General features: G+C 70.4%; 15 protein-coding genes. 8 read left to right on the forward strand and 7 right to left on the reverse strand.

Features of this window, described 5'->3' with window-relative positions:
- Positions 1–24: 24 nt before the first annotated feature.
- The gene (locus ACP699_RS05180; protein ID WP_082531355.1) at positions 25–1,116 is read right to left on the reverse strand and encodes a YlbL family protein; all 1,092 of its coding nucleotides are present in this window, start codon (positions 1,114–1,116) and stop codon (positions 25–27) included.
- 118 nt (positions 1,117–1,234) lie between these two features.
- On the opposite strand from ACP699_RS05180, the gene ACP699_RS05185 reads away from it, so the two are divergent.
- Positions 1,235–2,644, forward strand: a complete 1,410-nt coding sequence (locus ACP699_RS05185) for a zinc-dependent metalloprotease (protein ID WP_426169734.1) — start codon at positions 1,235–1,237, stop codon at positions 2,642–2,644.
- Positions 2,645–3,483: 839 nt separating this feature from the next.
- On the opposite strand, the gene ACP699_RS05190 is transcribed toward ACP699_RS05185, so the two are convergent.
- Both ACP699_RS05190 and nudC read right to left on the reverse strand, forming a co-directional pair.
- The gene (locus ACP699_RS05190) at positions 3,484–5,205 is read right to left on the reverse strand and encodes an ATP-dependent helicase (RefSeq protein ID WP_055873256.1); all 1,722 of its coding nucleotides are present in this window, start codon (positions 5,203–5,205) and stop codon (positions 3,484–3,486) included.
- A complete protein-coding gene (gene nudC, locus ACP699_RS05195; RefSeq protein WP_151486113.1) occupies positions 5,202–6,083 on the reverse strand; it encodes an NAD(+) diphosphatase in 882 nt (293 codons plus the stop codon). Before nudC ends, ACP699_RS05190 begins: the two co-directional genes overlap by 4 nt.
- Before the next feature lie 64 nt (positions 6,084–6,147).
- On the opposite strand from nudC, the gene ACP699_RS05200 reads away from it, so the two are divergent.
- Positions 6,148–7,509, forward strand: a complete 1,362-nt coding sequence (locus ACP699_RS05200) for a hypothetical protein (RefSeq protein ID WP_426169739.1) — start codon at positions 6,148–6,150, stop codon at positions 7,507–7,509.
- Here the strand turns inward: ACP699_RS05200 and ACP699_RS05205 are convergent.
- Both ACP699_RS05205 and ACP699_RS05210 read right to left on the reverse strand, forming a co-directional pair.
- On the reverse strand, positions 7,455–10,976 hold the full coding sequence (locus tag ACP699_RS05205) for an ATP-dependent DNA helicase (protein ID WP_426171529.1): 3,522 nt from the start codon (positions 10,974–10,976) through the stop codon (positions 7,455–7,457). The genes ACP699_RS05200 and ACP699_RS05205 overlap by 55 nt on opposite strands.
- Positions 10,973–14,191: an ATP-dependent helicase gene (locus tag ACP699_RS05210; protein ID WP_426169742.1), complete on the reverse strand. Its 3,219-nt coding sequence runs from the start codon at positions 14,189–14,191 to the stop codon at positions 10,973–10,975. Before ACP699_RS05210 ends, ACP699_RS05205 begins: the two co-directional genes overlap by 4 nt.
- A 171-nt stretch (positions 14,192–14,362) precedes the next feature.
- On the opposite strand from ACP699_RS05210, the gene ACP699_RS05215 reads away from it, so the two are divergent.
- Positions 14,363–14,587, forward strand: coding sequence for a DUF3107 domain-containing protein (locus tag ACP699_RS05215; protein ID WP_017828623.1), 225 nt, complete (start codon positions 14,363–14,365; stop codon positions 14,585–14,587).
- A gap of 7 nt (positions 14,588–14,594) precedes the next feature.
- On the forward strand, positions 14,595–14,882 hold the full coding sequence (locus ACP699_RS05220; RefSeq protein WP_426169746.1) for a hypothetical protein: 288 nt from the start codon (positions 14,595–14,597) through the stop codon (positions 14,880–14,882).
- Between the two features lie 51 nt (positions 14,883–14,933).
- Here ACP699_RS05220 and ACP699_RS05225 read toward each other — a convergent pair whose 3' ends face one another.
- Positions 14,934–15,647: a ferritin-like fold-containing protein gene (locus ACP699_RS05225; protein ID WP_017828625.1), complete on the reverse strand. Its 714-nt coding sequence runs from the start codon at positions 15,645–15,647 to the stop codon at positions 14,934–14,936.
- Between the two features lie 196 nt (positions 15,648–15,843).
- On the opposite strand from ACP699_RS05225, the gene ACP699_RS05230 reads away from it, so the two are divergent.
- Complete coding sequence (locus ACP699_RS05230; protein ID WP_055873273.1) at positions 15,844–17,364, forward strand: DEAD/DEAH box helicase; 1,521 nt, start codon at positions 15,844–15,846, stop codon at positions 17,362–17,364.
- An 81-nt stretch (positions 17,365–17,445) separates the two neighbouring features.
- Here ACP699_RS05230 and ACP699_RS05235 read toward each other — a convergent pair whose 3' ends face one another.
- Positions 17,446–18,318: a PHP domain-containing protein gene (locus tag ACP699_RS05235; RefSeq protein WP_151486111.1), complete on the reverse strand. Its 873-nt coding sequence runs from the start codon at positions 18,316–18,318 to the stop codon at positions 17,446–17,448.
- Positions 18,319–18,418: 100 nt separating this feature from the next.
- Between ACP699_RS05235 and ACP699_RS05240 the strand changes: the two genes are divergently transcribed.
- Genes ACP699_RS05240 through ACP699_RS05250 form a run of 3 tightly spaced genes read left to right on the forward strand, consistent with a single transcriptional unit; the run spans position 18,419 to position 21,848 of the window.
- Positions 18,419–19,441 (forward strand): endonuclease/exonuclease/phosphatase family protein, encoded by a 1,023-nt coding sequence (locus tag ACP699_RS05240; RefSeq protein ID WP_055864385.1) that lies wholly within the window; start codon positions 18,419–18,421, stop codon positions 19,439–19,441.
- Between the two features lie 36 nt (positions 19,442–19,477).
- Entirely contained in the window at positions 19,478–20,899 is a 1,422-nt protein-coding gene (locus ACP699_RS05245) for an aminopeptidase P family protein (protein WP_055864388.1), read from the forward strand.
- 40 nt (positions 20,900–20,939) lie between these two features.
- The gene (locus ACP699_RS05250; RefSeq protein WP_288969354.1) at positions 20,940–21,848 is read left to right on the forward strand and encodes a phosphotransferase; all 909 of its coding nucleotides are present in this window, start codon (positions 20,940–20,942) and stop codon (positions 21,846–21,848) included.
- The last annotated feature ends 12 nt before the right edge of the window (positions 21,849–21,860 follow it).

Consider the following 21,860-nt stretch of genomic DNA (forward strand, 5'->3'; position numbering starts at 1 on the left):
GCGCGGTCACGGTGACGTCTGCGCTCAGCTGCCTGCGAGGTCGCAGGTCGGGAGCGCAGAGACGTCGCCGTCGTCCGCGATGACCTCGAGGGCGGCGAGCGACTCCTCGAGCGTCGCCGTGCGGATGACCTGGAGTCCGTCCGGCACATGTCCGACGACTTCGTCGCAGTTCGCCGCGGGAGCCAGGAAGTAGTCGGCTCCTGCGTCTCGCGCGCCGTAGAGCTTCTGACGGATACCGCCGATCGGACCGACCGTGCCCGCCGCGTCGATGGTTCCGGTGCCGGCGATGTCCTTCCCGCCGTTGAGCTCCCCTTCGGTCAGCGTGTCGATGATCCCGAGCGCGAACATCATCCCGGCGCTGGGGCCGCCGACGTTGTCGAGCTGGATCGTGACGTCGATCTCGAAGTCGTAGTCGGTGCGCAGCGTGATGCCGATGAGCCATGCGGTCGCGTCGCCCTCGGTGTGCTTCTCCGGGGTGACCTCCACGGTCTGCTCGGCGCCGCCGCGCAGCACGGTGAGCTGCACCGGCGCTCCTGCCGCGGCCTGGATCGCCTCCCGCAGCTGCGTGGCCGAGGAGACCGGAGTTCCGTCGATCGCGGTGATGACGTCATCGGCTTCGAGGATGCCGTCGGCCGGGGAATCCGCCACGGCCTCGACCACGACGACCTCGGCGCCGGTGTCGTATCCGAGCTCGTTCAACGCGGCCGCTGTCGCCTCGTGCTGGGAGTCGACCATCAGCGTGGCGTTGCGCTCGTCGCGCTGCTCGCTCGTCACCCCCTGGGGGAACACCGAGTCGAGGGGGACGACCGCCTTGGACGAGTCCATCCACGCCAGGGCGAGCTCGAACCAGCTGGGTGTGCGCTCGCGGTTGCCCACGACCTGCACCGTCGTGAGGTCCAGAGTCCCCGCGGTCTCGAACGTCTCGGCGCCCTCGACGCTGATCAGCGGCACCTGCTCGCCGTCAGCACCCTTCGCGGTGCCGAGGGTGTCGTACACCGGCCCCGGTCGCTGGATCACGTAGGGCGACGGAAGGAACGTCAGCACGACCAGCGCGAGGAGCGCGACGATCAGCGCCCAGACTCCGAGTCCGAGCTTCCCAGACCGCGTTCGATCCACTGCATTCCTCCGTCGTTCGCGAGCGGCGTACACCGATCTGCCCGCATCGGGTTCGCGCGCAGAAACCTGTGACTAGCGTAGATGCCACGGCAACAGAAGTGCTGAGAGGGCGAGCGACATGGCAGACAACGACCCGACACCCGAGGACTTCCAGGAGTTCCTGCGGAAGATGCTCTCGAACCAGAGCGGCGGCGACATCGATCCCGAGGCGCTGCGGGGCGCGTTCGAGGGGATGGACGGCTTCACACTCGACCCCGCGATGATGCAGACGATCATGTCGCAGCTGCAGGGCGCCTTCGGCGGCGACCCCTGGGAGAACGCGCTGCGTCAGGCTCTTTTCATCGCCAACCGCGACGGACAGGGCGTGACCGACGGATCGCGCACCTCGCTCGCCGATTCCTTCGCGCTCGCGAACCTGTGGCTCGGTGAGGCGACGACCATCTCGGAGCTCTCCGAGACCCCGACCGCGATGACCAGGGGCGAGTGGGTGGAGAAGACCCTTCCGGTGTGGAAGGAGATCGCCGATCCCGTGTCGACGAGCATCGCTGACGCGCTGACCTCGGCGTTGGACACCCAGGTGCCCGAAGAGATGCGCGGCGTGGTTCAGGGCGCAGGCCGGCTGATGCGGGGCCTGGGCGGCTCGGTGTTCGCCGCGCAATTCGGACAGGTGCTCGGCAACCTCTCTCTCGAAGTCGTCTCCGGCGGTGACGTCGGCATCCCGGTGCTGCCCGCAGGCACCGCGGCGATCATCCCGCAGAACCTCACGGCCTTCGGCGAAGGCCTCGAGATCCCCGAAGACCAGATCGCGCTCTACCTCGCCGCCCGCGAGCTCGCCTACGCGCGTCTGTACCGGCACGCGAAGTGGCTGCACCTGCACGTCATGGCGCAGATCACCGACTTCGCTCGCGGAGTCACGGTCGACGTGGACGCGCTCGAAGACGTCGCCAGCCGCCTCGATCCCTCGAACCCCGAAGAACTGCGCGCGGCGATCGAGGGCGGTGCGCTCCTTCCCGTGCAGAGCGACGCCCAGCGCGAGGCGCTCACCCGCCTCGAGAACCTCATCGCCACGATCGACGGCTGGGTCGACGTCGTGACCGCCCAGGCGACCTCTCGTCTTCCCGATGGCGCACGCATCGCGGAAGCCGCCCGGCGCCGGCGCGCGGTCGGCGGACCCGCCGAGGACGCTCTCGGTGCCCTCGTGGGCCTCAAGCTCCGTCCACGGCGCATGCGCGAGGCCTCGGCCATGTGGCAGACGGTGACGGATGCCGTCGGCATCAGCGGGCGAGACTCCCTGTGGGACTACCCGGACCTCATGCCGACCGCCGAGGACATCGACGACCCGAGTGCGCTCGTCGCTCGCCTGCAGGCTGCCGAGCGCGGCGAGCAGCCGGCCGCTGACGAGTTCGACGAGGCCCTCGCCCGCCTGCTCGACGGGGACGACTTCTCGGAGGACGCACCCGCCGAGGACTCGACGAACGATGCGGACGAAGACGGCGACGCCGCCCCGGAGGGCGACAGGCCGGTCTGAGCGCGAAGGTGCGGGCGGGCCGCGGATTCCGCGGACGCCCGCACCGCTCCTGCCCCGTTCGACGAGCACGGAGAAGTTGTCCACGGATGCCCGGTTCCGGCCCCGCACCGACCGCATCCTCACCACAATCGGAGAGATGCCGCTGACTCCTCCGCTCCTCACGCGTCTGCACCCGAGCTCGCCTCTGCTCTGGCGCGACGCGCACACGCTCCAGCTCGGCGACGAAGCCGGACTGCGCATCGCTGCTGACGATGCATGGGTCGAGCCGCTGCTCAGCAGACTGCGCTCCGGTTTCCGGCGCGGGGCGTTCGACGTGATCGCACACGCGGCTGGCGCGCCGCGGGAGGCGGCGCGCACGCTCCTCGCCCGCCTCGATCCGCTGTTGCTCGACGACGCCGCCCCGCCACGATCCGCCTGGGTCGAGAGCATCGGGATCGCCGACGGGCGCAGCGAGTACCGCATGCGCGAGGCGCTCGCCGACGAAGGCATCGCCCTCGTCGAGGTCGGCCGTCGGCCCGGCGTGGGCGTCGTGCTCGTCAACGGCGCTGCCGCCGCGCTGCAGTTCGCCCGGTTCCTGCGCGAGGACATCCCGCACCTGCCGGTATCTTTCGAACCCGGCCGCGTGACCGTCGGGCCGCTGGTGGTACCCGGCGCGTCGGCCTGCCTCGCCTGTCGCGACGCCCACGCGCGAGACCTCGACCCGGCCTGGCCCCTGCTACACGCGCAGATGATCGGCCGCGACCCCGGCCCGATCCGCGCGGCGCAGGTCGCCGAGGCCGGGCGGTTGGCGGCCCTGCTCCTCGCAGACGACGAGACCGCCGACGGGCGCCTGGTGCGCGTCAGCGCGGACGGCTCGCTCGAGTGGCGTTCGGTGTCGTTTCACGAAGAATGCCGGTGCCGCGCCCCGTGGTCCCCATCTCAGCGAGGAACCGAGACGGGGAACGCTCACCCCGCCCCGCTGATCTCGACCACGACAGCGCCAGCGTTCGCGCGGCGCGCGTGACCCCCACGTAGGCCAGCCGTCGCTCTTCGTCGACCGCCTCGAACGTCGTCGCATACGAGATGGGCAGCGATCCCTCCGCCCATCCGGCCAGATACACGTGCGGCCACTCCAGGCCCTTGGCCGCGTGCAGGGTAGAGAGCGTGACGGTGCGCATCGTCGGTTCGTGCTGGTCCTTGGCCCGCGCCATCAGCGCGTCGCTGAAGCTGCGCAGGTTCGCATCCGCTCCTGCCTCCTCAGCGAGCCTCAGGATGGCGCGACGCGCCTCCCATCCGCTGCGCTGCGCTCCCCCTGCGGCCGGCGGCTCGTCGGTGAGTCCGAGCTCGCGCAGCACGCGCTGCACCCCGGGCAGGAATCCCTGCTCGCTGGGGGCGACAGCGGCGGCCCGCAGGGCGAGGATCGCCTGACGGACCTCCGGCATGGCGAAGAATCGTGTCCCGCCCAGAACGGATGTCGCGATGCCCTCGGCGGCGAGCGCCTGCTGCAGCACCGCGGACTGCGCGTGAGCGCGATAGAGCACGGCGATCTCCGACGGCGAGGCCCCCGCCTCGATGCGCGCGGAGATCGACGCGGCGATCCCCGCGGCTTCCTCCCCCTCCGTCTCGTATGCGGTGACGGTCGGCGCATCCGCGGTGAACTGCTCCCGTGCCGGTACGAGCTCCAGCGCTCCGGGCCGGCCGTGCATCAGAGCGTTGGCTGCGGTGAGGATCGGCGGCTGCGAGCGGTAGTTCGTCTCCAGACGCACCACGGTGGCGTCCGGGTGACGGCGCTCGAACTCGAGCAGGAAACGCTGCTCCGCGCCGGCGAACGAGTAGATGGTCTGGCTGGCGTCGCCGACCACGCAGATGTCGTGCCGGTCTCCGAGCCACAGCTCCAGCAGGCGGTTCTGCAACGGGGAGACGTCTTGGAACTCGTCGACCGTGAAGTGCCGGTACTGCTCGTGGACGGATGCGGCGACGCGCGGCTCCGCCTCCAGCATGCCCGCACAGGCGAGGAGCACGTCTTCGAAGTCGAGCTGGCGACGATCGTCCTTCAACGCCTCGTACCCGCGCATCAGCTCGATCAGCTGCCCCGCGTCGACCCCGCTGATCGGACGGCCGAGCGCTGCGTACTGGTCGATCGACAGCATCGACACCTTGCGCCACTCGATCTCGGAAGCGATGTCACGGAGCGTCGCGGTGCTGGGACGGAGGCGGATCGCGTCGGCCGCCTGCCCCAGCATCCGCACCTTGTTGTCGATGATGGATGGCGCGGGCGATCCGGCCAGCGTGGGCCAGAAGAAGTTCAGCTGCGCGAGCGCGGTCGCATGGAACGTGCGGGCGGCGACGCCTTCGACACCGAGCGCCCGCAGGCGACCGCGGAGCTCTCCCGCCGCTTTCGCGGTGAAGGTGACCGCCATGACGCGCGAGGGCGAGTATGCGCCGGTGTCGACGCCGTGTGCGATGCGATGCGTGATCACCCGGGTCTTTCCGGTTCCGGCTCCGGCGAGCACGACGACGGGACCACGCAACACGGATGCCGCTGCCCGCTGCCGCTCGTCGAGGGCATCGAGTGCGCTCACGCGCGATCCTCGTACCAGTCGACGATCAGCGCACGGGCGATCGACGCCGGCCCCGGAAGCCCCACCGGGCCGTGTCCGGCGAGCGCGGTGCCGATCTCGGCACGCGTGAACCAGCGCACCTCGATGATCTCCTCGCCGTCGGCGCGCGCCGCGGACTCGTCGTCGACAACGGCACGGAAGCCGACCATGAGCGATCGGGGGAACGGCCAGGCCTGCGAGGAGACGTACCGCAGGGCGGAAAGACGCACCCCCGATTCCTCCTCGATCTCGCGATACGCGGTCGACTCGAGCGATTCCCCCGCCTCGGTGAAACCCGCGAAGCAGGAGAACATGCGCCCGCCCCAGTTGGCATTGGCGCCGAGCAGGAGCCGCTCGCCGTCTCTGCTCTCGACGGCGACGATCACGGCTGGATCCGTGCGCGGGAAGTGCTGGCGTGCGCACACGAGGCAGCGCCGCGACCATCCGCCCTGCTGCAGCTGGGTCGCCCCACCGCAGGTCGGACAGAACGGCGCGTCCCGAAGCCATCCGGCGAGGGCGATGGCGCCGATCAGGAGCTCGGACTCCTGCCCGTCGATGCGACCGCCGAGATCACGCAGGCCGAGCCAGATCTCGTCCGGGGCGGTGTCGAGCGCGTCGCTCTCCGGCGGTGCGGCGGCGAGGAGCAGCACGGTGCCGTCGGCATCGCGTCCGAGAAGAGCCCAGCTCGCCTCGACGACCTCGTCAGGGGTCACGCGCAGCAGCGCGGAATCCACGACCCTGACCCGGCCCTCGCGCACGACGATCACACGGGTCGCCGGGTCGTTTCGCAGACGATCGAGCACGTCCGGCTCCTCGCGGAGTTCGGCTGCACGATCGAGGGATGGGCGCGGAATGGTCATCGACTCCCTCTCTCACGGGCGTGGCGGAGGCGGGACCGCCCCTGAGCCGACCTACCCTGGGGGCATGGGACGCTCTCCTTTCACTCTAGCCGCGGCAGTGACCGCCGCACTGCCCGGGGCGGAGGTCACGGGTGCGCGCAGTCTGAGCGCGGATGGCGAGGGGCGATTCGACTCCGCCGTCGCCTCGCTGGCCGACGGTCGCGAGCTCGCGATACGCGTCGCGGACGACGACGAGACGGCGCGTGAACTCGCCGCCGAGGCGATCGCGCTCCGTGCGCTCACCGACGGTGCCCGTGCCATGCTGCCGTTCCGCGTGCCCGCCTACATCGGCGAGACGCGCATCGGCGACGGACGCGCACTCGTGACCGAGCTTCTGCCCGGCTTTCAGATCGAGGCCCCCTTGGTACCGCCGGGACGCGGAGCCGCGCAGTCGATGGGCGCATCGATCGCCGCCGTGCACGGCTTGCCCACCTCGGTCGTCCGCGGGGCGGGACTCGCCACGCGCACCGCGGAGGAGAGCCGCGCCGAGCTGGAGCGTCTGGTCGACACCGCCGCCGCCACCGGCCGGGTTCCTGCACGTCTCACCGTGCGCTGGCGCGACGCCGTCGCCGACGACTCCCTGTGGCGCTTCGAATCCACCGTGGTTCTCGGGAGTGTGCAGTCGACCTCGTTCCTGTTCGAGGACGACCCGGAGCTCGGCCCCGAGGTCGTCGGCCTCCTCGGCTGGCACGGGCTCTCGGTCGGAGACCCCGCGCTCGACCTCTCCTGGCTCTCGGCAGCACCCGACGCCGCCGCCGACGTGCACGCCGCCTATGCCGGTGCGATCGACCGTGCACCCGATGCCGGCCTCGAGGTGCGCGCTCGCCTGCTCGCCGAGCTCGAGTTCGCCCGCTGGCTGGTGCACGGCGACTCCATGCACCGACCGGACATCGTCGACGACGCCGCCGCGCTGCTCGACGCTCTCGCCGAAGGCCTGCGCACAGACGATCTCAGCATCATCGACGCCCGCACCGCCGGCGTCGACTCCGCGCTGGATGCGCTCGACCGTGTGCCGAGGGGCGCTGTCACAGAGGTGGACACCTCCATGCACACGGATGCCTACAATCCCGAAGAGCTGTGGATCGAGGTTCCGGAGGAGTCCGACTCGGCGCAGACCGACACGGAATCGGTGGAGCCGCTGCGAACGGTCGGCACGGATCGGGATCACGATGACAGCGCCCACCGCACCGAGATGCTGAACGTCGAGACGGAAGACCTCTCCGAGGCGCGGAGCATCTTCGCAGGAACCCACAGCGCCGATGTCGGCGAGGCGACGCGTCCCGCCGCGACGAACGCGGCGGCCGCGTACGACGAAGACGACTCGGACGAGGCTCAGCGCGCGGCGCGTGCGGCGCTCCAGCGCTGGAAGAGCTCCTCCTCCGAGTAGACCCGGTCGCCGCGGATGATCAGGTCGTCCGCGACGTAGTACAGCGCGACATCGATCTCGTCCAGGGGCACGTCGAAGCGTCGGTGGTATGCGAGACGGTAGAGCGCGAGCTGCAGCATCCGCTCCTCGCGCTCGGCCGCCGTCCGCGGAGCCTTGCCGGTCTTCCAGTCCACGATCTCGATGCGATCGCCGCGGTCTGCTCGCCGGTAGACGGCGTCGAGCTTGCAGATGACGATGTGGGACTCCCCCGCATCCGGCCCGGAGAGACCGGCGCCGAGGGCGAAGTCGATCTCGATCTCGACGGCGATCGGCTGCAGCCCGCCCCACTCGCTGCGCTCGAACGTCGCCTGCAGAACCGCGAGATCGGCGGCGTCGGCAGGTGCACTCGGCCCTTCGGCCGCCCCGGGGTCTCCGTACGCGGGCTGTGGCGGGGCCTCGTCCTCGTCGAGCTCCCAGAGCGCCTCGTCCACACGGCTGCCGACGCCCACGAGCTCGGACCGCTGCTCCACCCAGGCGTGGAAGAGCGTGCCGAGACGGGTCTGCCGGTACGGCCGCTCCGGCATGGGCCTGACGATGGAGGACAGCGTGCCGGAGAAGTCGGTGACGTAGTCCTTGAACCGCGATGCCGGCACGCGCGTGGGCGCTTCGGCATCGGTGCCGCGCTGCCGGGCCGCACGCTCGGCCAACAGGCGGGCCAGCTCCACGGACGGTTCCGCCGTTCCGGCTCGGGCGGCATCCTCGACGGCCGCGGCTGCGGCGGAGACGACTCCTCGTCGAGCCCCCAGTGGGTCGAGCGGCCAGCGCAGGGTGGCACCGGGGCCGTCATAGGGGTTGTCGTCGGGGTCGACCGCTTCGATGGGATCGAGACCCTGCACATCGATGGCCTCGACGAGATAGGGGCTCGGCGTGCGCGGTGACTTCTGTCCTGCCCAGTGCGCACCGCTGAGGAGCAGATCGGTGCGCGCACGCGTGACCCCGACGTAGGCGAGACGCCGCTCCTCCTGCTGCTGATATGCCCTGTAGGCATCCTTGAAGCGTTTGATCGCGCCGCCCTGCGGGTTCGCCTTCGTCGCACCGCCGGACAGCGATGCCTGCGCGAGTCTCTGCCTCTTGACGGGGTCTTTCTCGTCGCCCATCGCCTCGACCGGATCCCACTCGAATCGGGGAAGCGCGTCTCTGTCGCCGCGGAGAGCGAACGGGACGACCCCGAATCCGAACCAGCCGGAGGTGTCGGAGACGCGGCTGGGGAGTTCGTCGACCACCAGCCGCACCACGGCGACGGCATCCCACTCCAGCCCCTTCGACCCGTGAATCGTCAGCAGCTGCACGACACCGGCCTCGGGCGGCTCCGGCCGCGGCATCAGCTCGTCGGTGCTCTCGGCCTTGTCGAGCCAGGCCAGCAGGCTGCCGATGCTTCCCCGATCGTCCGCGGCCAAGAAGGCGCGGACCTCGTCTGCGAAGGCACGCAGTTGCGTCGCGGCGATGCGGGCGGGCCCTCTGGTCTCGTTGGCGGCCAGCTCGATGTCGAGGCGCAGCTCGAGTTCGATCAGGCGGATCAGCTCGGGGATCGGCTGCGAGGATGCGCGGCGGAGGCGCTCCAGCATCTCTCCCGCCGCGCGCACCCGAGCCCTGCCGTCGGGGGTGATCGCCTCGAGGAGCCGGTAGTCGTCGCGCACCGCCCGCACCACGTCGACCGCGTCGATGATCGACACCGCCTCATCGGCACCGCGCGAGGAGCGCAGCCGCACGCGCACCTCCTCGGGCAGCGGCGCCATCGCGGGATCGCGCTCCGACAGCGTGCGGCCGAGGTAGTAGAGCGCGGCCATGTCGGCCACTCCGACTCCGAAACGCGGTCCGGTGAGAAGGCGGATGAGCGCCGACCCCGCGGTGGGGTCGTGCACGACCCGGAGTGTGGAGACGACATCGACCACCTCCGGCGTCGCCAACAGTCCGCCGAGACCGAGGATGCGGTGCGGGATGCCCCGCGCCGCGAGCGCCGCGGCGAAGGTCTGCATGTGCCGCTTCGACCGGAACAGGATCGCTCCGGTGTGCGCCTTACCGCCCTGTGCCTCGCCGGCGTTGCGGGCTTCGTGTGCGGCCCGGCGCTCGGCGAACCACTCCGCGACGACCGACGCCTCCTCATCGACCGTGAACGGGAACTCCACCGTCACGGTGCCCTCTCCCGCGCCCGGACGCGGTTCCAGCGGCGGCACGTCGAGCCCCGGGCGCTGGAGCGGTTCGAGCACGCGGTTGGCGATCCCGAGGATGCCGCGGTCGTTGCGCCAGCTCGTCATGAGGCTGTAGGTCTGCGCCGCACCGGTGCGGGAGAACGTGCCGGAGAAGGCGTAGAGGTTGTCGGCACTGGCTCCCCGCCACCCGTAGATCGACTGGTGCGGGTCGCCGACGGCCATCACCGCGGTGTCGCGGAAGAGTTCCGCGAGGAACCGGGTCTGGATGACCGATGTGTCCTGATACTCGTCGAGCAGCACCACCCGGTGCTGCTCGCGGAGCTCGTCGCGGACGTCGGGAGCGGACTCGACGATGTCGTAGGCACCGCCCACCTGGTCGGCGAAGTCGAGCACGCCGCGGCGCTGCTTCTCGGCGATGTAGTCGCGCACGAGGCGCGACAGCGTCGGCAGACTGAGGAGGTTCACCGCCGCCTTCTCGACATCGCCGTTGCCGCGATACGGCTCGAAGGCGAGGGCCTGATCCCGCGCGATGCGCTCAGCGAGATCGAGGTCGACACGGTGGTCGAGGGCGTCACCGGCGAGCCTCTGCACGGCATCGATGACCGTGCCGAGCGCGAACTCGATGTTCTCCAGCTCGGGGAGGTCGCTGCGCAGCACGACTTCCCGTGCCAGCATCCAGGAGGCGGCCTGACTGAGCATCGCCACGTCGGGATCCCGTCCAATGCGCGCTGCGTGTTCGCGCACGATCCCGTCGGCGAAGGCGTTGTACGTCGAGACACGGGGCCGGATCATCAGCTCTTCCGCGGCACGCGGGGTCGCCGGATCCCACCCGGTTCCCCGGTGCGCGGCGATCTCATCGAGCACGTGTGCGCGCACCAGCTCGCGCTGACGGCCGGGTGCAGCCTCCTCGACCCTGCGCAGTGATCCGTCGGCCACGATCTCCGCCAGATGCGGGAGCAGGCCGCGGCGACCGTACTCGTCGATGACCGCGAGACGATGACCGATCCGCTCCGCGAGCTCGCCTGCGGCCTTGCGCGTGAAAGTGAGACCGAGGATCTCGTCGCGGCGCACGTGCCCGTTGGCGACGAGCCACACCACACGTCCTGACATCGTCTCGGTCTTGCCGCTGCCCGCACCCGCGACCACGAGAGCAGGCTCAGGCGGCGCCTCGATCACGCGTTGCTGGGCCGGCGTCGGCGATGGCTGCCCCAGTGCGGCGGCGATGTCGGTGGCCGAGATCCCCTCGCCACCCTGCTCCGCCCGGTTCCACCCCGTCACGAGCTCACCGCCGGCACCGTGTGGATACGGCACGGATGCACCCGACGCTGTGTGTCGGCGCAGTGCGACTCGACCTGAGCGGTGAAGCTCGACGCCGACATGCCGCGGGCCGCATCCGCGACGCGCAGCAGGAAGGCCGAGCGCGACTCGTCGTCCAACGTGTGCTGATGGGCGATGCGGTAGTCGCTCTTGGCAAGGGTCTTGGAGACGATCACGAGCCGTGCTCCCGCCAGCGACGACGGCGGCGCCCCCTCGACCAGCCCCTGCTGCACGGCGACCTGATAGGCGGCCAACTGCGCATGCGCGAGAACGCCCGAGTCGGATTCGGGATCGTTCTTGCCCGTCTTCAGATCCACCACGACCGTCGGCCCGTCCGGACCTCCCGACATCCGCTCCCAGCCGCGACCTCGCGCGGCGGGGTGCTCGCCCGCACCAGGCGGGTAGGCCTCCACCCGGTCGATGTAGCCGTGGATGATCGCTTGATTCGCCCGGTCCTCCCCCACCTCGTGGACGGTGGGAACGGCGTCGTCGGCCGACTCCGCCACGTCGACGGCGAAGCGGAACTCGACCTCGCTGCCGATCACCCGCCCACCCTCGCGGCGCACATCACCCAGGTAGGTGTGCAGCCGATCCACGAGCAGGTCGGCGCGACGGCGCTCCTTGCGCCCGATCCACTCGGTCTCGAAATCGAGCTCCGGCCAGTGCTCGGCCACGATCGCGCGCATCTTCTCGAGATCTCCCTCGGGAACCCGCTCCATCGCCTCGTGCACGATCGTCCCGATGCCGGCCGTGGGCGGCATCACCGTGTCACCGCCGAGAGCCGAGACCACCCAGTTGAGACCGCATTCCTCATACGACTCCATCTTCGAGGGTGAGACCCGCGCCCCCGTGACGGCGAGATCGCGCAGCGGCGCCGCGGTCGAGGGAGGGGTCATCCCGTACCAGTCCGCCGGATCCGCCCCCGGCACGCCCTCACGCGCGAGAACGGCGAGCTGCGCCGCGGCGGCCCGCCGCACCGGCTCGGCTGACACCGTGGTGAGGGTGCGCCGGTGGCGGGCGACGAGTCCGCGCAATGTGAGCGGGTGCTCCGCCGACGCGTGCCGCTCCGGAGGTTCAGGGGCGGGCAGGAAGCCGAAGAACGGGCTGGGTGTCAGGTCGTCGTCGTCCACCGCCGTGATCAGGAGACGGTCGCGCGCACGCGACACGGCGCGCACGAACAGCCGGAGCTCGTCGTGCAGCGCCGCACGTCGACGATCCAGGGCTCCCGGAGGCTCGATGAGGGTCCCCGTGCGCGCAGCCTGGATCGCGTCGGGCAGGCGCCAGGTCTGCAGCAGACCGCCGCGCAGACGCACGTTCGGCCAGATGCCGTCCTGCACACCGGCGACCACGACCGCGTCGAACTCCGTACCCAGAGCGGTGGCGGGGGTCAGCAGCGTGACCTTCCCCGGCCGGTCGGGTGTCGACAGCGAATCCTCGGGGACCTCGCTGTCGAGGATGTCCCGCACGAAGACCTCGGGCTTCTCGTTCGGTGTGCGCTCGACGAAGCGCTTCGCCGCATCGAACAGGGAGACCAGCGCATCGAGGGAACGGGCCGTCTCCGCCCCCGTCGGCAGCAACGAGATCTCACGCCAGGCGATCTGCAGACGCCTGCCGTCGACGGCCCTGGCCTGATCCCACACCCGCCAGAGCAGGTCATGGATCGTCTCTCCCGCCGCCGCGCCACGGGCCAGCGCTTCGATCACCAGCGCGAAACGCTCGGCCGTGCGCGACTCCGGGGCGTCGATGAGGGTGAGGTCCGCCGGGTTCGCCATGGCCCGCCGCAGCAGCTCGCGCGCCGGCGTCGATCCCCCCTGTTCGAGTTCGACGTGGCGGAGTCGGGCACGCAGCCGGCGCAGGCCGATCGCGTCCATCCCTCCGAACGGGGTGCGCAGCGCCTCCTCGATGGCTTCCGACGTGCGCTCCTGGACCGGGGTGAGCGCCAGGCGCACGATACCCACGATGTCGCGCACGATGCCCTCGCTGCCGAGCGGGCGTTGCACACCGGCCGCACGCGTCGGGATCTCCCTGGCGGCGAGTTCGGTCTCCAGCGTCGTCACCTGCCGCGTGTCGTGGGCGATGACCGCCATGCGATCCCACCGGATGCCGTCGGAGAGGTGCCACTCGCGCATCACTCCGGCTATGCGATCGAGTTCTTCGTAGGGAGACGGGGCCACGAACGTCGACACCCCGGCCTCGACCTCTTCGGCCGTCACGGGCACGGGGGCGCGCCGATGCTCGACCCGGCCCGACACACCGATCGCCTGGGTCACCGTGCGGGTGAGGGCGGTGAGCGCCGGACGCTGGCGGTGCGGCCCGTCGAGCACGTGCACCTCTCCCAGAACCCCGGCGAGCTGTGCGAACAGCTCGGGGCTTGCTCCGCGGAACGAGCCGGAGGAGATGTCGGGATCACCGAAGGCCAGCACGGCGATCCCCCGGCTGCGCAGGGCCTTCACGACGGCGATCCCCCCACGCGTGAGCTCCTGCGCGTCGTCGATGAGCACCACGCGCAGAGGCGCGAGCGGGCCGAGGGCGGCCGTCTCGGCCGTGTGCAGGATGGTGCTCGCCTCGCTCAGCAGGTCGGCGGCATCACGGTGGGCCGACCGGAGCGCGTCGAGCACCGCGCGGTACTCCACGAGGAACTCCGCCGTCGCCGCCCACACCTCGTTGCCCGATGCTCGCAGCTCCGCGGCGTCGACACCGATCTCCGTGCACTCGGCGAGGAATGCGCGCAGCTCCGAGCGGAACCCCTTCGATGCCCGCACCGAAGGGCTCAGTGCATCCGGCCACGCGATACGCCCGTCTTCCGCATCGCCGCTGAGCAGCTCGGCGATGATCCGGTCCTGGTCGGCACCCGTCAGCAGCGCCGGCGGCTCCGCTCCCTCTCTCACCATCGCTCCACGCACCAGCTGGAAGGCGAAAGAGCCGAGCGAGCGGGCCAGTGGTCCGGGCGTCGCCTGGCCGATGCGCACGCCGATCCGGTCGCGCAGAGCGGTCGCCGCCTGACGGTTCGGCGTGAGCGCGAGCACCTGCTCCGGGCGGAGCGCCTCGGCGTCGAGCAGGTGCACGATCCGGTCGATCAGGGTGCGCGTCTTACCGGTTCCCGGGGCGCCGATGATGACTCCCGATGCCGTCGGCTCCGCGGCGATCACAGCGCGCTGAGCAGTATCCGGTGTCATGCCTCCACGCTATCCGGACGCGCGGACATCGCCGTCCGCACCCGCCACGCTCACTCGCGTGACCGCGGCCCGTCCGCCTGTGCGCTCACGGCGAAACCGGGCGCCACCGCCGATCCCGCCCCGTGCTCGCGGGGTAGAGTTGGCGCAGTCCCCGAACTTCAAGGAGCACGCGTGGAAATCCGCATCGGCATCATCAACACCGGCCGTGAACTGAGCTTCGACACCGGCGCAAGCGCGGAAGAAGTCCGCACCCAGGTCGCCGCGGCGCTCGAGCAGAGCGCATCGCACGTGAGCTTCGCCGATGTGAAGGGCAACTCCTACATCGTCCCGACCGCGAACCTCGCCTACATCGAACTGGGCACCGAGGAATCGCGCCGCGTCGGCTTCGTCGCCTGACCCGACGATGTACATCCTCCTCGCACTCATCGGCGCGTGCGCTCTGGGAATCGCCGCGCACTTCCTGATCGGTGACCGTGAGCTGCGCGGCGTCGCACTGACTCCGTCGATCGCGACCGCCGTCTCGGCGATCACGTACACGGCCCTGCAGTGGGCGGGCCTCGGCGAGGACAGCATCTGGCTGTGGCTCGCGAGCGTGCTGGGAGCGCCCATCGTCGCGGCGCTGGCGACCGTGGCCCTCACCAGGCTCCGCAAGCGCTCCGACGCTCAGAACCGGGCAGCGCTCGGCATCTGACCCGCCGGGCTCCGCCTGCGAACGGACGAGGCGGCTCGAGCGAATCGTCGGCTAGGACGCGAGTCCCATCGCGTCCATGCGCCGCGCGTGCGCGCCCATGAGCTCGGTGTACACGGGCTCGATGCGCTCCTCGTCGACGTCGAGGCGCTCCGGTCGCAGCGCGGAGCGGCACACGAGGATCGTGTCGCCGACCAGACGGCGGGCCCACATCGACAGGAGCGATCGCCACTCCTCGTCGCTCTCGATGGTCTCCTGGACGATGGCGACGATCTCGTGCCGAGCGTCGTCCTCACGGAGGATCTCCGCCACGCGGCGCCCGGTGTCCCCGTAGCTGGAGGCCAGCGCGAGGTAGAAGTCGTCGAGCATCCCGGCGGTGATGTACACCGCCAGCAGCGTCTCCCTGGGCCGCGCGCCGATGGTCTTGCGGCGGAAGGCGTCGAGGTTCTCCCGGAACGGGAGCATCAGCTGCGTCGGGTCGTCCCCGCGCTCGGCGATGAGGTCGACGATTCCTCGGTGCTTGGTCAGAGCGGCTCCGGCGGCGCGCGAGAGCGACTCCTTCTCGGAGAGCTCGGGCGTGGCCCGGATGAGGCGCGTCAGCGTCTCGAAGTAGCCCAGCTGCAGATAGGCGGCCTGACCGAGGAAGCGGTTGAGCTCGGGGGCGAGTTCGGCGAAGTCGATGCGCGTCGCATCCCCCTGATCGCCTCTGCTGCGCAGGGCCAGAGTGCGTCGCGGCGCGTCGTCGCGCTGCCAGAACCACTTAACCACGAGGTTGTCCTCCCGAGTCCACCACGTCGTTCACAATACTCGTGCCGGACCCACCTTCCTGGCCGATACCACCCCTCGGGTAGGCTGGGCGTGTCCCCGCCGTCGGAGCGGGGCCCCGCGCCTGTGGCACAAGAGACGGCGTGGATCCGTTAACGTGGCGATCCCACAGGGTCGCCGGACAGGCAATCTGAATAAAGTGACAACTTTCGCCGATCTCGGCATCGACCAGGACATCGTCGACGCACTCGCCGCCAAGGGCATCGTCGACGCGTTCCCCATCCAGGAGCAGACCATCCCCCTCGGCCTTCCCGGCCAGGACATCATCGGTCAGGCCAAGACGGGAACCGGCAAGACCTTCGGCTTCGGCATCCCCGTCGTCCAGCGCCTCGGCAAGGACCCGGAGCACGGGGTCAAGGCGCTCATCGTCGTCCCCACGCGCGAGCTCGCAGTGCAGGTGTACGAAGACATCGACCTGCTCACCAGCAACCGCTCGACCAGCGTCGTGGCGATCTACGGCGGCAAGGCCTACGAGGGGCAGATCGACCAGCTCAAGGCGGGCGCGCAGATCGTCGTCGGCACGCCGGGGCGACTGATCGACCTCGCGGGCCAGCGCCTGCTCGACCTCTCGAACGCGACCGAGGTCGTGCTGGACGAGGCCGACAAGATGCTCGACCTCGGCTTCCTCGCCGACATCGAGAAGATCTTCCAGAAGGTTCCGGCCGTCCGCCACACGCAGCTGTTCTCTGCGACCATGCCCGGCCCGATCGTGGCCCTCGCACGTCGCTTCATGACGAACCCGATCCACATCCGCGCGAGCGACCCCGACGAGGGTCTCACGCAGGCCAACATCAAGCACCTCGTGTACCGCGCGCACTCGATGGACAAGGACGAGGTCATCGCCCGCATCCTGCAGGCCGAGGGTCGCGGCAAGACCGTCATCTTCACGCGCACCAAGCGCGCGGCGCAGCGCCTCGTCGACGAGCTGGGCGACCGCGGCTTCAACGTCGGCGGTGTGCACGGCGACATGGGCCAGGACCAGCGTGAGCGTTCGATGGCCGCTTTCAAGGCGGGCAAGCGCGATGTCCTCGTGGCCACCGATGTGGCCGCCCGAGGCATCGACGTCGACGATGTGACGCACGTCATCAACCACACGATCCCCGACGAGGACAAGACCTACCTGCACCGCGCCGGCCGCACGGGCCGCGCGGGCAAGACCGGCATCGCCGTCACCTTCGTCGACTGGGAGGACCTGCACAAGTGGGCCCTGATCAACCGGGCGCTCGAGTTCGGCCAGCCGGAGCCCATCGAGACCTACTCGTCGAGCCCGCACCTGTACGAGGACCTCAACATCCCCCAGGGCACCAAGGGCCGACTGGTGTCGGCACCCAAGACCGAGTCCGTCAAGACCGAGCGCACCCGTCGCCCGGAGCGCGCGGCCGATGCTGCTGCCGAGGGCACCGACGAGAGCGGCACGCGCCGTCGCCGCCGCCGTCGCAACAGCACGACCCCGGTCGGATCGACGTTCACCGAGGGTGCAGCGGAGCCCGCATCGGGCGAGGGACATTCCGCGCCGTCAGCCGACCGCGGTGCCGAGGGCGCAGGAACGCATGACGGCGCCGGCAAGGAGCACCACGACGGCAAGCCGGCCCCGGCACGTCGTCGCCGCCGTCGCCGCGGCGGTTCCGGCGCAGGCGCAGCTCCCGTCACCGGAGCCTGAGCTTCGACCGAAAGGGCGCATGCGTCCGGTTCACACCGGCGTATGCGCCCTTTCCCGTGCGCGCGCGGCGCGGCGCGAGGTTCAGGGAACGCGCGGGGCGATGCCGGTGCCGCGCGCCAGGAGCCTGGCGACCATCTCATCGGCTGTGGTGTTCTCGCCGGGACGGTTCGGCTTGCCAGTGCCGTGATAGTCGCTGGAGCCGGTGACGATGAGGTCGTGCTTCGCGGCGATCTCGCGCAGCATCCTCTTCCCCGACTCCGTGTTCTCGCGATGCTCGATCTCGAACCCGCCGAGGCCGGCGTCGATGAGCCGCTCGATGAACGGCACCGGCATCATGCGGTCGCGGCCCGCCGTCACGGGGTGGGCGATGATCGCCACTCCCCCGGCCTCGGTGATCAAGCGCACCGCGGTGATCGGATCGGGCGCATAGTGCGGCTCGTAGTACCCCTCCCGCGGATGCAGGATGCCGTCGAACGCCTCCGTCCGATCCCGCACGATCCCCCGTGCCACGAGGGCGTCGGCGATGTGAGGGCGCCCGACCGTCGCGTCGAGCGTCGTCTGCGCGACCACATCGTCCCAGTGCAGGTCGTAGTCGCGCCCGATGTTGCGCACGATGCGCTCGGCACGACCGATCCGGTCCCCCCTGATGCGATCCGTCTCGGCGCGCAGCGCCTCGTCCTGCGGATCGAAGAGATAGCCGAGCACGTGCACGCTGCGCCATTCGTGCTTCGCGGAGAGCTCCATCCCCGGGATGAACGTCATCCCGAGGGCGACGGCGGCATCTCCCGCCTCGGCCCATCCGGTGGAACGGTCATGATCGGTGAGCGCGAGCGTGCGCACCCCGTGCGCGTGCGCTTGCGCGACCACCTCGGCGGGCGACTCCGTGCCATCGGAATGGTTGGAGTGCAGGTGCAGGTCGGCGGGACCGGCGAACCCGTGGGACGAAGTGGCCATCCAATGAGCGTACCGAGCGTCGCCCGGTGCAGGCGCCGAGGCGCACGGAGGCGGATGTCGAGGCAGGGACTTCACAGGCGGCGCTCCTAGGCTGGAGGGGATGTTTCGTCTCCTGGGGATCCTGTTCACCGTGCTGCTCGCGATCGCGACGGCGATCGTCGTGTGGCCGCAGTTCTTCCGTCTCGAGCAGACCTACCCGTTCGCACAGCTCGTGTCGGCGCGCGGCCTCGTGCTCGGCGGATTCCTCGTGGTCGCGGTCCTCGCGCTCCTGCTGCTGTTCGCCCGCCCGCTGCGTGGATTCGCCGCCTCCGTGCTGATCGTCGCCCTGCTCGGTGCCGGCGCGACGGCGGCCATCGGCGCCACCCGCGGCTTCGGCGGCTCCGACCTCCCGGAGAAGACCGAGGGCAGCATCAGGGTGCTCACCTGGAACACAGCGGGTGAAGCCGTACCCGCCGAGGTGATCGCGCAGCGGATCCTCGATCAGGGTGCCGATATCGTCGCCCTCCCGGAGACCACCGAGGCCGTCGGCGAGCGCATCGCGATCATGCTGCGGGAGCAGGGGCATCCGATGTGGGTGCACCACGTGCAGTTCCGCCCCGATGTGCAGGACGGTCCGCAGTCATGGCAGACCACCGTGTTGGTCGCCCCCGACCTCGGGGAGTACTCCGTGATCGAGTCGGCGAAGGACGGCACGAGCAACACCGGCTCGGTGCCCAGCGTCGTGCTGATGCCGATCGATGGCTCCGGCCCCACCATCGTCGCCGTGCACGCGGTGGCCCCGCGCATGGAGGAGATGCAGCAGTGGCGCAGCGACCTCCAGTGGATCGCCGACCAGTGCCCCCAGGGCGACTTCATCCTGGCCGGCGACTTCAACGCGACGATCGACCACATGGCCCCGCTCGGCGTGGAAGGCGGCGACATCGGCTACTGCCGCGATGTCGCTTCCCGCACCGGCAACGGGCTCACCGGCACCTGGCCGAGCTCTCTGCCCGCGCTGGCGGGCGCGCCGATCGATCATGTGATGGCATCGCAGAACTGGTCTCCGACGGGATCCGTCGTGCTCGATGATGCCGGGGGGAGCGACCACCGCGCCCTGGTCGTGCAGCTGGAGCCCGCCGGCTGATTCCCGCGCCAGCCTGCCAGGTGACAGACTGGAGGGATGAGCACTGGAGAGCGCGACACGATCGCAGAGCCCACCGTCGAAGCGTCTGTCGAGAACGGCACCACCAACCGCAAGCAGCCCTTCCCCCAGGGCTTCCTCGACACCATCTCAACCGGTTGGGCCGAGCGTCCCGAGACGCTCCCCTCGCCGCGCGCACAGGCGCCGTACGCGGCGGTGCGGCGCGCAGCCGTCTCCGCGGCCTTCCCCGGCAAGCGTCTCGTGATCCCCGCCGGCTCGCTCAAGCAGCGCAGCAACGACACCGACTACGTCTTCCGCGCGCACTCGGCCTTCGCGCACCTCACCGGTTGGGCATCGGATGCCGAGCCCGATTCGGTGCTCGTCTTCGCCCCCACCGAGGGTGGTCACGACATCACGCTCTTCTTCCGTGAGCGCGCCGACCGCACGACGACGGAGTTCTACGCCGACGCCACGGTCGGAGAGTTCTGGATCGGTCCGCGCCCGTCCCTCGCCGGTGTCGCCGCCGACCTCGAGATCGCGACCGCGCACCTGGACCAGTTCGAAGCCGTCGAGGGCGAGCTCGTGCTCGACGAAGACGAGACCCTCACACGATTCGTGTCGGAGCTGCGCCTCGTCAAGGACGAGTTCGAGATCGCCGAGATGCGCCGTGCCGTCGAGATCACCGCGAAGGGCTTCGACGACATCATCCGCGAGCTTCCCGCGGCTACGGCGCATGCACGGGGCGAGCGTGTCGTCGAGGGCGTCTTCCACCGCCGTGCGCGTGAAGACGGCAACGGCGAGGGGTACGACACGATCGCCGCCTCCGGCCCGCACGCCTGCTACCTGCACTGGACGCGCAACGACGGCACCGTGGTCCCCGGCGATCTGATCCTGGTGGATGCGGGCGTCGAGGCCGACAGCCTGTACACCGCCGACATCACCCGCACGCTGCCCGTCTCCGGAACGTTCACCGAGGTGCAGCGACGGGTCTACGAGACCGTGCGCGAGGCCGCAGACGCCGCGTTCGCCGCCGCCCGGGTCGGAGTGCGCTTCCGCGACGTGCACGGCGCAGCCATGAAGGTCATCGCCGAGCGCACGGCCGAGTGGGGTCTGCTGCCCGTCACCGCCGAAGAGGCCCTGGACGCCGACAAGGGCGGCCAGCACCGTCGGTACATGGTGCACGGCACCTCGCACCACCTCGGCATCGATGTGCACGACTGCGCGCAGGCCCGTCGCGAGATGTACTACGACGGCATCCTCGCACCGGGCATGGTCTTCACGATCGAGCCCGGACTGTACTTCCAGATCGACGACCTCACGGTGCCGGCCGAACTCCGCGGCATCGGCGTGCGCATCGAGGACGACATCGTGATGACCGAAGACGGCCCCGTGAACCTCTCGGCCGGCATCCCCCGCACCGCCGACGAGGTCGAGGCCTGGATCGCGCGACTGCAGAGCTGACGCCTATGCGCAAACAGGGGCGGGCTCGGCCGTTCTGACGATGCACGAGGCTGCGCACACGGTCGACCTCGCGCTCGCGCGCGAGCTGATCGCCGCGTCGTTCCCCGAACACGGCGATGCGGTGCTCCGCCCTGTCGCCACCATCGGGACGGTGAACACGATCGTCCGTGTCGGGAAGGATCTGGTCGCCCGCTTCCCTCTCCTCCCCGTCGCACGGGCGGAGGCGGAGGCGGAGGCCGCGTCGATGACCGCGCTCGCGGTGAGCAGCCCCTTCCCGGCACCGCTGCCTCGCGGCGTGGCCGACGGCAGCGCAGCCTTCCCCTCGGCCTGGTCGCTGCAGACCTGGCTCACCGGCGAGACCGCCGGCTCCACCGCGCAAGCGGCATCCGCGTCGCTGGCGGAGGACCTGGTGACGCTGATCCGGGGGCTGCGGGCGACCGAGGTCGAGGATCGGGTCTTCGACGGCCGTGGCCGCGGAGGTACTCTCACCGACCATGACGAATGGGTGGCCGAGTGCCTCCACAGGAGCGGGCATCTTCTCGACACCGACCGCGCCACCCGACTCTGGACGGCGCTGCGTTCCCTGCCATCGGACGGCCCGGACGTGATGAGTCATCGTGACCTCACGCCGTTCAATCTTCTGGTCCGTGAAGCCGACGGCGTCACCCGACTGGTGGGGGTTCTCGACGGCGGCGGCTTCGGGCCCGCCGATCGGGCGCTCGACCTGGTCAGCGCCTGGCATCTGTTCGACGCTCCCGCCCGCGCTGTGCTGCGCGACGGAGTGGGGGTGAGCGACACCGAGTGGCTGCGAGGCGCGGCGTGGGCCTTCCAGCAGGCGATCGGGCTCGGCTGGTACTACGAGCAGTCGAATCCCCCGATGAGCACGCTGGGGCTCACGACGCTGCGGCGCCTGCTCGACGACCAGGAGCTGGCGACGCTGGATCGGTGACGTCGGCGCGGT

Origin of the sequence: Microbacterium sp. DWRC1-3 (assembly GCF_049896645.1) — a bacterium.
Taxonomy (GTDB): Bacteria; Actinomycetota; Actinomycetes; order Actinomycetales; family Microbacteriaceae; genus Microbacterium; species Microbacterium maritypicum.

Bases quoted from the DNA above. Each gene is read 5' to 3' on its own strand.
- ACP699_RS05245 (WP_055864388.1), top strand. From the start codon at position 19,478: ATGAGCACTGGAGAGCGCGACACGATCGCAGAGCCCACCGTCGAAGCG.
- ACP699_RS05200 (WP_426169739.1), top strand. From the start codon at position 6,148: ATGGGACGCTCTCCTTTCACTCTAGCCGCGGCAGTGACCGCCGCACTG.
- ACP699_RS05220 (WP_426169746.1), top strand. From the start codon at position 14,595: ATGTACATCCTCCTCGCACTCATCGGCGCGTGCGCTCTGGGAATCGCC.
- nudC (WP_151486113.1), bottom strand. From the start codon at position 6,083: ATGACCATTCCGCGCCCATCCCTCGATCGTGCAGCCGAACTCCGCGAG.
- ACP699_RS05235 (WP_151486111.1), bottom strand. From the start codon at position 18,318: ATGGCCACTTCGTCCCACGGGTTCGCCGGTCCCGCCGACCTGCACCTG.
- ACP699_RS05210 (WP_426169742.1), bottom strand. From the start codon at position 14,191: ATGACACCGGATACTGCTCAGCGCGCTGTGATCGCCGCGGAGCCGACG.
- ACP699_RS05185 (WP_426169734.1), top strand. From the start codon at position 1,235: ATGGCAGACAACGACCCGACACCCGAGGACTTCCAGGAGTTCCTGCGG.
- ACP699_RS05240 (WP_055864385.1), top strand. From the start codon at position 18,419: ATGTTTCGTCTCCTGGGGATCCTGTTCACCGTGCTGCTCGCGATCGCG.
- ACP699_RS05250 (WP_288969354.1), top strand. From the start codon at position 20,940: ATGCACGAGGCTGCGCACACGGTCGACCTCGCGCTCGCGCGCGAGCTG.